This window comes from Streptomyces sp. NPDC005438 (assembly GCF_040606315.1).
Classification (GTDB): Bacteria; Actinomycetota; Actinomycetes; order Streptomycetales; family Streptomycetaceae; genus Streptomyces.
Genome location: NZ_JBEXEP010000004.1, coordinates 276,711 through 291,002, shown reverse-complemented (window position 1 = coordinate 291,002; position 14,292 = coordinate 276,711). Strand labels below are relative to the sequence as shown.

Below are 14,292 nucleotides of genomic sequence, written 5' to 3'. Positions count from 1 at the left end.
CGGCGCCGGCCCGTTCACAGCCCGGGTGCCCCCCAGACCGGGAACCAGCGGCTGAGGTCCTTCTCCATCGGCAGGTCGTCCCCCACGGCGGCGCGGACCTGCAACTCCAGGGAGCTGTCCCGCTTCTCGTCGGACAGCGGCGCGAAGGGGTAGAAGGTGCCCCTCTTGTAGAGGTACACCAGCGCCAGGGTCCTGGGTGGCCGTCCGGTGCTGGGTGGCTGGCCGTCCGCGCTCCCCTCCCGGAAGGCCACCAGGGAGCACAGCAGTTGGGGGCCGAACCCGCCGCCCTCCAACACGCTGTTCACCGCGTGCAGGTCGCTGACCAGGCTGGACAGTTCCCCGGCCGGCTGCCGGGCGACCAGCCAGGTGTAGCCGTGGTCGTCCCGGGTGAACTCCACCGGCTGGCCCCCCTCACCGAAGGCCCCGCCGTCATCGCGCCGTACGTCGGCGTCCAGCAGCGCCCGCACCTCGTCCCGCAGCTCGGCGAAGGCGCCGCCCTCCACGCTGGCGAAGCAGACCGAGCCGACGCCGGTGGGGGTGAAACCGGCGGCGGCCTGGAGGGTGACGGCCGCCGAGGGCAGCGCGAAGAGTCGGTCCAGGTCGGGCCGTACCGGCTTGGTGCGACCGAACAGGGTGTCCAGAAAACCCATCTGCGGCTCCGGGAGTTGGTGGCGGGAGTGGTGGTCGGACGGTTCAGGAGCGCCCCAACTGGGCGGAGATCCGGCCCAGTTGCTCCAACCGCCGCTCCAGGGACGGGTGGGAGGACAGCACCCGGCTCACGCTCTCCCGGGAGAAGGCCGGGGCGAAGAAGAAGGCGTTGTACGGCTCGGCCTGCCGCAGGTCCCGGGTGGGGATACGGGCCATCTCCCCGGTGATCTTCGTCAGCGCCGAGGCCAGGGCGGAGGGCCGGCCGGTCAGCTGGGCGGCGGCCCGGTCGGCGGCCAGCTCGCGGTACCTCGACAGCAGCCGGGTCAACAGGAAGCTGACCACGTACACCACCGCGCTGATCAGGGGGACCAGCATCAGCAGCAACCCGGCCTGGTCGTTGCTCCGCCCCCGGGACATCCCGGTCCACAACGCGATACGGGTGAGGGTGCCGGCCAGCACCCCGAGGAACGAGGCGATGGTCATCACCGCCACGTCACGGTGCGCCACATGGGACAGCTCGTGTGCCAGCACCCCCTCCAGCTCCTTGGGCTCCAGCCGCCGCATCAGCCCGGAGGTCGCGCAGACCAGGGCGTTCTTCTGGTTGCGGCCGGTGGCGAAGGCGTTGGGCACGTCGGTGTCGGCGATCGCCACCCGGGGTTTGGGCATGTCGGCCAGCGCGCACAGCCGGTCGACGGCGCCGTGCAGCTCGGGCGCCTGCTCGGGGGTGACCTCGCGGGCGCCCATGCCGTAGGCGGCGATGCGGTCGGAGAACCAGAACTGGGCCACGAACATCCCGCCGGTGAGCAGCAGGATCAGCGGCCAGGCCCCCTTGAACAGGGCGATCATCACGCCCATGAAGACCACGTACAGCAGCCCGATGAGGAACATCGTGACGACCATCCGCCCGGTGAGCCCCCGGTCCGGGGCGAAACGTGTCCGTGCCGCGGCCATGGCGCCCTCCCAACGGACGGATGCGGTGTGCGGGTCTCCCGTGGCACCTCCCCCTCGGGGCAGCCGGGCCCACCCACACTCTTCGTAAAAGGGTACTTAATTGGAGAGTACGCCCTCGGGGGGAGAAACCCCGGGCCGGATACGGCCACCCGGGCGGGAGCCCGTACCGCCGGAAAGCGGGAGTGGGAACGGACACCCATGGGCGAAGATGTCGGGGTGACCCCTCTCAGAGACGAGCCGCCCCGGCCCGGACCGGGGCCCTGGCACCGCCCGTCCGGGATACGGATGATCGCCACCGATCTCGACGGCACCCTGCTGCGCGACGACAAGACGGTCTCGGCCCGTACGATCGCCGCGCTGGCCGCCGCCGAGCGGGCCGGTATCGAGGTGTTCTTCGTCACCGGCCGCCCCGCCCGCTGGATGGAGGTGGTCAGCGCGCACGTCCACGGACACGGACTGGCCATCTGCTCCAACGGCGCCGCCGTGGTGGACCTGCGGGAGGGCGGCCGACTGCTGCGGGCCCGGGAACTGGCCCGCCGGGACGCGCTGACCGTGGTACGGGAACTGCGTCAGCTCGCCCCCGGGGTGAGCTTCGCCGTGGAGAGCGTCGACGGCATCCGCTTCGAGCCGGGGTGCCCGATCCGCATCCAGCCGACGCACGCCCCCGAGGGGCCGGCCGAGGCACTGCTGTCCCTGGAGGAGGAGGCGACCGCCTCACCGGTGCTCAAGCTGCTGGCCACCCACCCGAGCCTGGACCCGGACGGCTTCCTCACCCTGGCCAGGACCGGCGTCGGCTGGGCGGCCGAGTTCACCCGCTCCTCCCCGACGGCCCTGCTGGAGGTGAGCGGCCGGGGCGTGAGCAAGGCCAGCACCCTGGCCCTGTGCTGTGCGGAACGGGGCGTCTCCGCCGACCAGGTGGTGGCCTTCGGGGACATGCCCAACGACCTGGAGATGCTGGGGTGGGCCGGCCGCGCCTACGCCATGGCCAACGCCCACCCCGAGGTACTGGCCTCCACCCCGCGTACCGCCCCCTCCAACGAGGAGGACGGGGTGGCCCGGGTGATAGAGGAGCTGCTCGCCGGCTGAGCGGCGCCCCTACGGCGGTCTACGGCGGTCTACGGCGTGAGCGCCGGTCGGCGGTGCGAGCTTGCGGCACCGGTCAGGGGCGCTGATCAACAGCGCTGATCGGCAGTGCGGGGTGAGGCGCCGGTCAACGGCGCCCGGCTCACAGCAGCCGGTCCGCCCAGGCCGTCACGTCGTCCAGGCTCACGTTGCCCCCGCAGACCACCAGCCCCAGGTGGGCGCCGGGGCCCACCCGGTCCCGTACCCGCCGGGCGGCCGGCAGCAGACAGCCGGCGGCCGGCTCGGCCCACACCTTGGCGTGGTGGGCCAGGTCCAGGGTGCCGCGTACCGCCTCCGCGTCGGAGACCACCAGCACCTCCTCGACCAGGTCCCGCACCCGCCGGAAGGTCAGCTCGGACACGGCGGGCGCGCTGAGGGTGCTGACCAGGGAGGACAGCCGTACCGGGGTGGGGTGGCCGACGGCCAGGGCCTCGGACATGGCCTGGGCGCCCTCGGTCTCCACACCCCAGATCCGCACCCCGGGCCGCAGGGCCCGTACGGCGGTGGCCACCCCGGCCAGCAGCGCGCCCCCGCCCACGCTCACCAGTACGTCGGTCAACTCCCCGGCGTCCTGGGCCATTTCCAGCCCGACCGTGCCCTGACCGGCCAGGACCGTGGGGTCGTCGAAGGGGTGCAGCAGCGTCATCCCCTCGTCCCGCAGCTGGTTCATCAGGGCGAAGGCGCCGTCCATGTCGTCGGTCAGCCGCACCGTGGCGTCAGCCGCCCGGGCGGTCTCCGCCGCCTGCCGGGGCGCGCCCCGGGGCATCACCACGGTGGCCTTCACCCCCAGCACCCGCGCCATCACCGCCACCGCCACCGCGTGGTTGCCGCCACTGACGGCGACCACCCCCGCGTCCCGGGCGGCCCGGTCCAGGGTGAGCAGCTTGTTGGTGGCCCCACGGGGCTTGAAGGAGCCGGTGCGCTGGAGCAGTTCCAGCTTGGCGGTCACCGGGACCCCGAGCAGTTCGCCCAGGCCGGGGCTGGGCACGGTCGGGGTGCGGACCACGTACGGGGCGATCCGTTGGGCCGCCGCCTCGATGTCGGAGAGGTCGCTCACTGCCTGGCCCTTCTACGGGTGACGGTCGTGCCCGACCAGCCTAGAACGCGTCGTTCCGATCGTTGAGCGGCCCGCCCGTGCCGGTGCCGCTGGCCCTCCGGCCAGGTGGGGTTCAGCCCGCCAAGGGCGTCGCCGGGGTGGCCCGGCGGGTCTTCACGGCCAGGTAGGTCAACGGCCCGGGGATCTGGGCCGGTTGCCCCGGGGCGCCCACGCCGCTGGTCGAGCGCCCCGCCCGTGCCCGTACCGACGTTGGGGCCCTCCGGCCCGGGTGGGTTCAGCCCACCGGGGTCTCCACCCGGGCGGCCCGCCGAGTCGCCGGGCCGGCCTTCGCGGCCATCTCGGCGAACGGCCCCGGGACCCGGGCCAGTCGGGCGGGGGTGCCGCGCTGCACCACGGTGCCCCGGTCCAGTACCAGCACCTCGTCCACCTCCTCCAGGCCGGCCAGCCGGTGGGTGATCAGCACCGTGGTGCGGTCGTGGGCCAGGGCGAGCAACTCGGTGGTCAGCGCCTCGGCGTTCTCCTCGTCCAGGTGCTCGGCCGGCTCGTCGAGGACCAGCACCGGGTGGTCGGCCAGCAGGGCGCGGGCCAGGGCGAGCCGTTGCCGCTGGCCCCCGGAGAGCCGGGTGCCCTCCTCGCCGACCAGGGTGTCCAGGCCGTCGGGCAGGGAGCGGACCCAGTCGCCCAGCCGGGCCCGGTCCAGCGCCCGGTACAGCTCGGCGTCCTGGGCGGAGGGCCTGGCCAGCCGCAGGTTCTCCCTCAGGTCGCTGTCGAACAGGTGGGCGTCCTGGCCGCACAGCCCGACCCGCTCACGTACCGCCGTGCCGCCGAGGGCGGCGGCGTCCCGGCCGGCCAGGGTGTACTCGCCCGACTCCAACTCCAGGAACCGCAACAGCAGTTGGGCGGTGGTGGTCTTGCCGGAACCGGACGGGCCGACCAGCGCGATCCGTCGGCCGGGGGTCAGGGTGAGGGACACCCGGGACAGCGCCGGCCGTGGGGCACCCGGGTAGCGGGCGCCGGCCCGGCGCAGTCGCAGCGGGTGGGGGTCGGCCGGCGCGGACTGGGGTACCTCGGGTTCGGTCACCGGCAGCGGGGCGTCCAGCACCTCCAGCACCCGGGCCGCGCCCCGTCGTACCCGCTGGCGGTGGAGCAGCGCGGTGGGCAGTTCGGCGACCGGTTCGAAGGCGGCCAGCGCGGTGAGGACCACCACCGCCAGCAGTACCCCGTCCAGTCGGCCGGCGGAGGTGGCGGCCACCCCGAGGGCGGCCACGGCGGTGACGGTGAGCCCGGTGACCAGGGTGGACAGTGCCCCGCTCAGGGCGCCGGCCAGGGCGTCCCGGGCGGCGATACGGGTCAGTGCGGCGTCCGCCCGCCGTACCCGGTCCAGTCGGCCGCCCAGGGCCCCGGCCACGGTCAACTCGGCGGTACCGGTGAGGAGTTCGAGGGTACGGGTGGCCAACAGGCCCCGGGCCGGGGCTCGTTGCCGGGTGGCCCGGTCCGCCAGTCGAACGCCCAGCCAGGGCACCGCCACCCCGGCCAGCACCAGGCCGCCGGCCAGCAGCAGCCCGGCCCCGGGCAGCAGCCACCCGGTGAGGGCCACCGAACCGACGCCCACCAGCAGGGCGGCCCCAGCCGGCAACAGCCAGCGCAGGAAGTAGTCCTGGAGGGTGTCCACGTCGTCCACCAGCCGTGTCAGCAGGTCGCCCCGACGGTGCGGCCCCAGGCCGGCCGGGGCCAGTCGCTCCAGCCGCTGGTAGACCCGCACCCTCAGCTGGGCCAGGGCGCGCAGTACCGCGTCGTGGGACAGCAGCCGCTCGGCGTACCGGAACACCGCCCGGCCCAGTCCGAAGGCCCGGGTGGCGGTGACGGCCACCATCAGGGTCAGTACCGGGGGCTGTTGGGAGGCCCGGGAGATCAGCCAACCGGAGGTGGCCATCAGCCCCACCGCGCTGCCCAGCGCGAGGGTGCCCAGCGCCAGGGACAGCAGCAACCGCCCCCGCAGGGGCCGGGCGGTCTCCCGTACCCAGCGCAGCGGATGCCGTCCGGGGCCCGGCTCCGGGGCGTTCCCCTCCGGCGCATCGGGGGTGCCGGCCGGTCCGGTGCCGGCCGGTCCGGGAGTGGACGGTCCGGGAGTGGACGGTTCCGGCAGCGGTACGGCCCCGGGGCGGGAGCCGGCGAGCCGGTGCACCCGGTCGGCCAGCGCCAGGGGTGCCGCCCGGTGGGTGACCAGCAGCACCGTACGGTCGGCGGTCAGGGCGCGCAGGGTGTCCAGCACCTCGTCCTCGGTGGCCCGGTCCAGGCTGGCGGTCGGCTCGTCCAACAGCCACAGGGGCCGGTCGGCCAGTACCGCGCGGGCCAGGGCGACCCGTCGGTGCTGCCCGGCCGACAGCCCGCGCCCCCGCTCGCCCAGCACCAGTCCGGGGTCCAACTCCCCGAGGCCGGCCCGCTCCAGGGCGCGGCGTACCTCCGCCTCGCCGGCCCCGGGCCGGGCCAGCGTGACGTTCTCGGCCACCGTGCCGGCGAACAGGGTGGGATGCTGCGGCACCCAGGAGATCGCGGAGTGCCAGCGGGCGAGGTCCAGTGCGTCCAGGGGCCGGCCGTCCACCTCGACGGTGCCCGCGTCGGGGCGGGTGAAGCCCAGCAGGCAGGACAGCAGGGTGGACTTGCCGCAGCCGGAGGGGCCGACCAGGGCCACGGTCTCCCCGGCGCGCAGGGTGAGGCTGGTGGGCGGCAGTCCCGGCGCGGACCGCCCCGGGTAGCGGACCGTCAGCCCGCGTACGGTCAGTGCCTCGCGTACCCCCTCGACCGGCTCGCCGCCGTGGGCCGGCCGGGGTGTCTGGAGCACCTCGAAGATCCGCTCGGCCGCCGCGAGCCCCTCGGCGGCGGCGTGGTACCGGGCCCCGACCTGGCGCAGCGGCAGATAGGCCTCGGGGGCCAGGATCAGCACCAACAACCCCGTGTACAGGTCGAGTTGACCGTGCGCCAGCCGCAGCCCCACGCCCACCGCCACCAGGGCCACCGACACCGTGGCCAGCAGTTCCAGCACCAGGGAGGAGAGGAAGGCGACCCGCAGGGTGCGCAGGGTGGCGCGCCGGTACTCCCCGGTGATCCGCCGGATGGAGTCCGCCTGGGCCCGGGAGCGGCCGAAGACCTTCAGCGTCTCCAGGCCGCTCACCACGTCCAGGAAGTGCCCCGACAGCCGGGACAGCGACCGCCAGCGGCGGTCCATGTGGGCCTGGGTGACCCAGCCGATCAGCGCCATGAACAGCGGGATCAGCGGCAGGGTCACCACGATCACCACCGCCGAGGCCCAGTCGGCCGTGACGATCCGGGCCAGCACCGCCACCGGGACCAGCACCGCCAGCCCGAGCTGGGGCAGGTAGCGGGAGAAGTAGTCGTCCAGGGCGTCCACCCCCTGGCAGGCGAGGGTGGTCAGCTCGCCCCGCCGCCGTTCCCGCAGCCAGGTCGGGCCCAGGGCCACCGCGTGCTCCAGCAGGGCGGTACGCAGCTGGGACTTCACCCGGGCACCGGCCCGCTGCGCGGTGGTCTCGGTCAGCTGGACCACCACCGCCCGGCCCACCGACACCAGCGCCAACAGGGCCAGCGGCCGGGCCAGTTGTTCGGTGGACCAGCCCCGCTGGAAGGCGCCCACCACCAGTTCGGCCAGCAGCCCGGCCTGGGCGACCACCAGCAGCGCCCCGACCAGCCCCAGGGCGGTCAGCGCGGCCAGCAACCCCCGGGTGGCCCGCGCGTGCCGCAGCAGCCGGGGGTCGACGGGACGCATCTCAGTGCCCGCTCGGCAGGTGGCGGGTGCTGATACGGCGCCGGAACACCCAGTAGGTCCACGCCTGGTAGAGCAGCACCAGCGGGGTGGCCAGTACGGCGACCCAGGTCATCACCCCCAGCGCGTACCGGCCGGAGGCGGCGTCCACGGCGGTGATGCTCCAGGCCGGGTCCAGCGAGGACACCAGCACGTGGGGGAAGAGGCCGAGGAACACGGTGGCGAACAGGGTGGCCACGGACACCCCGGACAGGGCGAAGGCCCAGCCCTCCCGCCCGAGCCGGTTCAGCCACAGCGCGCCGGCCAGCCCCAGCACGGCCAGTACGGCGGTGGGCCAGCCCCGGTCGCGGCCCACCGACAGCTGGGTCCACAGCAGGAAGCCGCCCAGCAGGGGCAGCAGCGCCAGCCCCAGCCGCCCGGCCAGGGCACGGGCCCGGCCCCGGATGTCGCCGTCGGTCTTGAGGGCGGCGAACACGCTGCCGTGGAAGGTGAACAGGACCAGCCCCACCAGTCCGCCCAACAGCGGGTACGGGCCGAACAGCGCCCCGATCCCGCCGTCCAGCCGGCCGTCCCGGTCGATGGGCAGCCCCTTGAGCATCAGCGCGAACACCGCGCCCCACAACAGGGCGGGCACCAGGGAGGACCAGAACAGGGCCAGTTCCCAGTTGCGCTTCCACCGTTCGTCGTCGCGCTGGTGGCGGTACTCGAAGGAGACGCCCCGGACGATCAGGCAGACCAGGATCAGCAGCAGGGGCAGGTAGAGGCCGGAGAACAGCAGGGCGTACCAGTCGGGGAAGGCGGCGAAGGTCGCGCCGGCCGCGGTGATCAGCCACACCTCGTTGCCGTCCCAGACCGGTCCGATGGTGTTGATCAGTACGCGCCGCTCCGCCTCGTCGCGGGCCAGCAGCCGGGTGAGGACGCCGACACCGAAGTCGAAGCCCTCCAGGAAGAAGTAGCCGATCCACAACACCGCGATCAGCCAGAACCAGAAGTCGTGGAGTGCCATGGGTGCTCCTCGGTGTGGTGTGTGGTCAGTACGCGAAGGTCAGGGGCTGGTCGGCGTCCTCGTCGTCCTCACGGGGACCGCCCATCCGGGGGTTGTCGGTGGGCGCCCGCTCCTCGGTGTCCGGGCCGGCCTTGACGTACTTCAGCAGCAGCCGGACCTCGATCAGCGCCAGTACCGCGTACAGCAGGGTGAAGACGGTCATGGAGGTGACGACCTCGGCGGTGCCCACCCCCGGGGACACCCCGGCGGCGGTCTTCAACTCGCCGAACACCACCCAGGGTTGGCGCCCCATCTCGGTGAACAGCCAGCCGAAGGAGATGCCCACCAGGGGCAGCGTCAGGGTCCAGGTGCCCAGCCGCCAGGACAGGTCGCTCAGCCGTGGGCCCAGCTCCCGGGCGCGGGTCAGCGCCAGCCGGGGCACCTGCTCGGAGCCGGTACGCAGTGCGGGGGCGATCCACCACCGCTGGCGGGTGGTCCACAGTCCGACCAGACCGGCCAGCATGGACACCATTCCGAAGCCGATCATCAGCCGGAAGCCCCAGTAGGTGACGAAGATGTTGGGGATGTAGTCGGCGGGTTCTCCCCCGTACCGGGCGGCCTCCTGACGTGCGACGTCGTTCACCCCGGGCACGGTCTCGCTGAGGTTGCTGTGCGCCAGGAAGGACAGCAGCCCGGGCACCTCCACGGCCACCTTGTTGTGGCCCACGCCCTCCTCGCTGACGTCGCCCACCGCGAACACCGAGAAGGGGGCCGGCCCCTGGCTCTCCCACAGGGCCTCGGCCGCGGCCATCTTCATCGGCTGCTGCTCGTACATCACCTTGCCCAGCCGGTCACCGCTGATCGCGGTGCCCATTCCGGCGATCACCAGGGTCACCAGTCCGACCCGCAGGGAGGCCCGCATGGCGGCGATCGTCTTGGGGTCCTGCGGCCGTGGCGTGTCCCGCTCCTCGCGGCGGCGCGCCCTGCGGAGCTGGTAGGCGGCGATGCCGACCACGAAGGCCCCGCCGGCGAGGAAGGCGGCGGTGAGGGTGTGGAAGAACTGGGTGACGGCGGTGTTCTGGCTGAGTACGGCCCCGATGTCGGTCAGCCGCGCCTTGCCGCTCTCCCGGTCGACGGCGAAGCCGACCGGGTGCTGCATCCAGGAGTTGGCGGCCAGGATGAAGTACGCGGACAGCAGGGTGCCGACGAACACGATCCAGATGCACGCCAGGTGGACGGCCCGGGGCAGCCGGTCCCAGCCGAAGATCCACAGCCCGATGAAGGTGGACTCGAAGAAGAAGGCGAGCAGGGCCTCCATGGCCAGGGGAGCGCCGAAGACGTCACCCACGAAGCGGGAGTACTCCGACCAGTTCATCCCGAACTGGAACTCCTGGACGATGCCGGTGACCACGCCCATGGCGATGTTGATCAGGAACAGCTTTCCCCAGAACTTGGTGGCGTGGAAGTACTTCTCGGCGCCGGTCCGGTACCAGGCGGTCTGGAGGGCGGCGACCAGGGCCGCCAGGCTGATGGTGAGGGGTACGAACAGGAAGTGGTACAGCGTGGTGATGCCGAACTGCCATCGCGCGAGGGTTTCCTGTGCCAGAGCGAGTTCCATGACTGGTCCTCCTTGCCGCCGGTTCCTGCCGGGGATGCTGCGCACTTGGTCCCGGTTCGCCCGGGCGAACCGGGAGGAAAGTATGACCTTGTGAATGGGTTCACATTCACAAGCCATTATGACCCACCTCCCCGTCCACCGGACCCCGGGGGGTCCCGACGCTGTTCCACGTCCCCCGTTCGGCTCCCGGTGGCAGAGCCACCCCGCGCCAACTCCCCTGTCCCGTAAGGCTGTTGACCCGCCCCTCCGACTGCCCCGACGGCGGCGGGGGGTATGGGCGGTGCGGTCCCGCTCGCCGTCCGGGGCCCGCGGGTCCGTCAGCTCCAAGGGCGTCCACCCCGGTCCCTACGAGGGTGAGCGGTACGGTCCCGCTCGCCGTCCGGGACCCGCCAGTCCGCCAGCTCCAAGGGCGTCCACCCCGGTCCGTACGAGGGTGGCCCGCGTCTCCACCCCGGGTTCCGGTCACGCCCTCCCGGGGTCCGTGGAGGGCGGCCGGCAGAAGGACGGCGGCCACCTACGGCCCCCGGCGCCCCCGACGTGCGCCGGCTCGGGGTGGTGAGGGGGGTGGGGGGTGGGGCTCGGGTGGGATGGCTGGTCCTGGTTCGTAGGCCGGGACGTGATCACGCCCTCGCGAAGAAGGACGCCCCACCGAGTGGCCGGAACCAGGACCGGCTACTCCACAGGGTCCCGTCGGCTCGACATGCCGACCTGAGGTGACGGGCACACGATGTCGTGTATGGCCACAAAAACCCCCACACCCTCGGGGGCCACCCCGCCGCCCGCCGGCGGATCCCGCGCTCCCCGCCAGAAGCTCTCGCTGGCGGCGATGCTGTTCGTGGTGGCGATGACCTTCATCGACCAGACGATCGTGGCCATCGCCGCCCCGGACATCATCAACGAGCTGGGGCTGTCGTCCTCCGGGATGCAGTGGGTCGTCAACGCCTACCTGCTCGCCCTCGCGGCCTTCTTCGCCCTGGGAGGGCGACTGGCGGACCTCTTCGGACCGCGCCGGGTCGCGCTGGTCGGCACCCTCGTCTTCGTCGGTTCCTCGGTGATGTGCGGCTGCGTTCCCCGGGGCTCCTTCGCGCAGGAGTGGCTGATCGTCTTCCGGGCCGTCCAGGGCTTCGGCGCCGCGCTGCTGTTCCCGGCCGCCCTCGCCGTCGTCGTCAGCGTCTTCCCGGTGGACCGGCGTGGCCGCGCCCTCGCGCTGTTCTTCGGACTCTCCGGCGCGCTGACCGCGCTGGGACCACTGCTGGGCGGCTGGCTCACCGGGTGGACGTGGCGGGCGATCTTCTGGGTCAACGTCCCGGTCGCGGTGATCGCCGTGGTCCTGACGTTGCTCGCCCGTATCCCGAGCGTCCGGCGCCCCGAGCGGCTGGACGTGCCCGGGGCGTTGCTCATCGCCGTCGGCATGGGGCTGAGCGTGCTGGGGCTCCAGCAGGCGAACGCGTGGGGCTGGACCAGCGTGTGGACCTGGGGCTGTGTGCTGGGCGGACTGCTCGTACTGGCCGTCTTCTGCCGGTACGAACTACGGGTGACCCACCCGCTGATCCAGATGCGGGTCTTCCGGGACCGGGCGTTCGCCGTGGACAACATCGTGCTGTTCTTCGCGATGATGGCCTTCGTCCCCCTGTTCTTCTTCGCCTCCGTCTACGCGCAGGTCTCCCTGGGCGCCTCCCCGAACCAGGCGGCCCTGTACCTGCTCTACTTCTTCGCCGGGTTCGCCATCGCCTCCCAGTGGGGCGGTCGCATCCTCGACCAGCGCGGTGCCCGTCCCGCGATCAAGCTCGGTACCGGGCTGGGCGCCGTCGGCTTCGCGCTGTGGGCGCACAAGCTGACCGACCTGTCCATGCACGACCAGTGGCCCTACGCCGCGCTGGCCGGCGCGGGCATCGGCTTCATCCTCGCGCCCTCCTCCACCGACGCCGTCAACCGCGCCCTCAACGCCTCCTACGGCGAGGTCACCGGCATCACCCAGACCATCCGCAACTACGCCGCCGCCATCGGCCTCGCCGTCTACGGCACCCTCCTCACCCACGCCACCACCGACCATGTCGCCGACACCCTCCGGGAGCGCGGCCTGTCCTCCGGTACGGCCCGGGACGCCGGCCACTCGGTGGCGGAGGCCGTCACCGGCCACGGCGACAAGCGCGGCCCCGAGTCCGACGGCCCGGTCGCCACCGTGGTCCGCGACTCGATGGACGCCATCCGCATGGACTTCGCCGAGGCGAACCAGCTCGTGTTCTACGGCATGGCCCTAGCCCTCGCCCTCGCCTTCCTCTGCGCTCACCTCCACCCCGGCACCCGGGTCACCAGCGAGTCCGAGGCCTCCCCACCCGACGAGTCCGCCTCCCCCGCCCCACCCACACCGCAACCGTCCACCAGGCGCTGAGCCCCCGGCACCCCCGCCGACCCGGAACGGCGCCCGAGGCCCCTCGGGCCCCTCAGCCCCAACTCCCCCCGCCGACTCCCCGGTTGACGCCCCGTACCGGTGCCCCCGGGAGCGGAGGCTCCCTCACCGCTTGTCACCACCGGGTGCAGGCTCTGGGCGGGTTCGGGCACCCCCTTCCCCCGGCGGCGTCCGGTGCGCTACGGAGTGGGGGAACGAACGCGGAGAGAGCGCGGAGAGAGCGGGGCCCGAGGTGAGCGGTGAACACGCGGCGGAGTCGACCAGAAGTGGCGGGAAGCGCGGGGCGCACCGTGGCAGACGGCACCGGATGACGCGCCGCGGCCGTGGCCTGCTGGTCGGCGCCGCCGCGCTCACCCTGCTGTGTACGGCCGGCGGGGTGCAGGCCCTGACCGCTCCCGAGGGGCAGAGCACCCCCGAGGAGGTGGTCGAGCAGGTGACCCAGCGGGTCAACGAGGAGCGGGAGAAGGCTGGTTGTGAGCCGGTGACCCTCGACAACAGGCTGGAGAACGCGGCGCAGGGGCACTCCAGCGACATGGCCGAACGGGACTTCTTCTCCCACACCAACCCGGACGGCGAGGGCCCCGGTGACCGCGTCACCGACGCCGGCTACACCTGGAAGACCTACGGGGAGAACATCGCCCGGGGTCAGGGGGACGCCGAGGCGGTCATGGACTCGTGGATGAACAGCGAGGGTCACCGCGAGAACATCCTCAACTGTGACTTCGAGGAGATGGGCGTGGGCTTCCACGAGGCCAGCGGCGGCCCCTGGTGGACCCAGGACTTCGGTACCGCCCGCTGACCGCCCGTCCCCGGACCGTGGCTGAACGGTCCAGGCCCCTCTGACCCGACCGCCCCGGCCCGACGGCGGGCGACCGGGTCAGGGGCCGGCCAGGTAGGGGGTGGTGGTCGCCACCTGGCGGAAGCCCAGCCTCCGCAGTACCGGTCGGCTGGTGGGCAGGGCGTCGACCTGGAGGAAGCGGTACCCCAGCCGGGCGGCGAGGGCGGCCCGGTGGGCGACCAGGGCCCGGTACAGGCCCCGGCCGCGCCACTCCGGGCGGGTACCGCCGCCCCACAGGCCGGCGAAGTCCGCGCCGGCCGGCAGCTCCAACCGGGCCGCGCTGACCGGGAGTTCCCCCTCGGCCAGCACCGTCAGCACCATCGAGCCGGGCGCCCGGTCCAGCTGGTCCCGCAGCCGGGCGGCGAAGGGGTCGGGGTCGTGGCCGAAGGCCGCCGCGTGCACCTCGGCGGCCAGCCGTACCGCCCGCTCCACGGACAGTTCGCCGGCCCCGTCGCCGTGTCCCCGGCATCGTTCGGGCAGGGGCGAGGTCAGCAGCCGCAGTTCCCGGGGCGGCTCGGCCCGGTGGGGGAGGGGGGACGTCTCGGCGACCAGCACCGCCTCCGGCTCCCCCGGTACCAGTCCGGCCCGTCGTAGGCGGCGCCCCAGGTCCGTCGGCCGGTCGTGGCCGTACACCTTCCACTCCCACTCGCCGCCCAGCCCGGCGAAGTGGGCGCACTGCCGGGCGATCACCCGAGGGGCGTTACGCCGGTCCAGGTCCGACCAGAGGACCCCGCTCCAGCCCGGCCCGTACCGCCGCACCACCGGGCCGTCCCGCTCCACCACCGCACGCGGGTCGTCGGGGCGGGCGTGCCGGCGCAGTTGGAGGTCCAGCAGTCGTCGTACCGGTTCGGTTCGCATGGCGGGAGGTCACCACCCCGGAGGGCG

9 protein-coding genes and 1 pseudogene are annotated in these 14,292 nt (G+C 73.4%); 3 read left to right on the top strand and 7 right to left on the bottom strand.

Translation table 11 applies throughout. From position 1 onward, the window contains the following. Positions 1 to 14: 14 nt before the first annotated feature. Complete coding sequence (locus ABZT14_RS11540; protein WP_356299739.1) at positions 15 to 650, bottom strand: hypothetical protein; 636 nt, start codon at positions 648 to 650, stop codon at positions 15 to 17. Between the two features lie 43 nt (positions 651 to 693). After that, positions 694 to 1,599: a zinc metalloprotease HtpX gene (gene htpX / locus ABZT14_RS11535; RefSeq protein WP_356299737.1), complete on the bottom strand. Its 906-nt coding sequence runs from the start codon at positions 1,597 to 1,599 to the stop codon at positions 694 to 696. Between the two features lie 285 nt (positions 1,600 to 1,884). Between htpX and ABZT14_RS11530 the strand changes: the two genes are divergently transcribed. Then, positions 1,885 to 2,685 carry an HAD family hydrolase gene (locus ABZT14_RS11530; protein WP_356300179.1) on the top strand — a complete coding sequence of 267 codons (801 nt, stop codon included), beginning with the start codon at positions 1,885 to 1,887 and terminating at the stop codon, positions 2,683 to 2,685. A gap of 139 nt (positions 2,686 to 2,824) precedes the next feature. Here ABZT14_RS11530 and ABZT14_RS11525 read toward each other — a convergent pair whose 3' ends face one another. The 4 genes from ABZT14_RS11525 to ABZT14_RS11510 all read right to left on the bottom strand — a co-directional run bounded on the left by ABZT14_RS11525 (position 2,825) and on the right by ABZT14_RS11510 (position 10,159). Then, complete coding sequence (locus ABZT14_RS11525; RefSeq protein WP_356299735.1) at positions 2,825 to 3,778, bottom strand: threonine/serine dehydratase; 954 nt, start codon at positions 3,776 to 3,778, stop codon at positions 2,825 to 2,827. 274 nt (positions 3,779 to 4,052) lie between these two features. Beyond that, entirely contained in the window at positions 4,053 to 7,559 is a 3,507-nt protein-coding gene (cydD, locus tag ABZT14_RS11520) for a thiol reductant ABC exporter subunit CydD (protein ID WP_356299733.1), read from the bottom strand. 1 nt (position 7,560) lies between these two features. Continuing rightward, positions 7,561 to 8,562, bottom strand: coding sequence for a cytochrome d ubiquinol oxidase subunit II (cydB, locus tag ABZT14_RS11515; RefSeq protein ID WP_356299731.1), 1,002 nt, complete (start codon positions 8,560 to 8,562; stop codon positions 7,561 to 7,563). 25 nt (positions 8,563 to 8,587) lie between these two features. Further along, the gene (locus ABZT14_RS11510; RefSeq protein WP_356299729.1) at positions 8,588 to 10,159 is read right to left on the bottom strand and encodes a cytochrome ubiquinol oxidase subunit I; all 1,572 of its coding nucleotides are present in this window, start codon (positions 10,157 to 10,159) and stop codon (positions 8,588 to 8,590) included. An 826-nt stretch (positions 10,160 to 10,985) separates the two neighbouring features. On the opposite strand from ABZT14_RS11510, the gene ABZT14_RS11505 reads away from it, so the two are divergent. Both ABZT14_RS11505 and ABZT14_RS11500 read left to right on the top strand, forming a co-directional pair. Beyond that, positions 10,986 to 12,551: an MFS transporter gene (locus ABZT14_RS11505; protein ID WP_356300176.1), complete on the top strand. Its 1,566-nt coding sequence runs from the start codon at positions 10,986 to 10,988 to the stop codon at positions 12,549 to 12,551. 463 nt (positions 12,552 to 13,014) lie between these two features. After that, a pseudogene (locus ABZT14_RS11500) lies at positions 13,015 to 13,368 on the top strand (CAP domain-containing protein); the annotation flags it as partial. 78 nt (positions 13,369 to 13,446) lie between these two features. Here ABZT14_RS11500 and ABZT14_RS11495 read toward each other — a convergent pair. Next, entirely contained in the window at positions 13,447 to 14,265 is an 819-nt protein-coding gene (locus ABZT14_RS11495) for a GNAT family N-acetyltransferase (RefSeq protein ID WP_356299727.1), read from the bottom strand. Positions 14,266 to 14,292 lie beyond the last annotated feature (27 nt).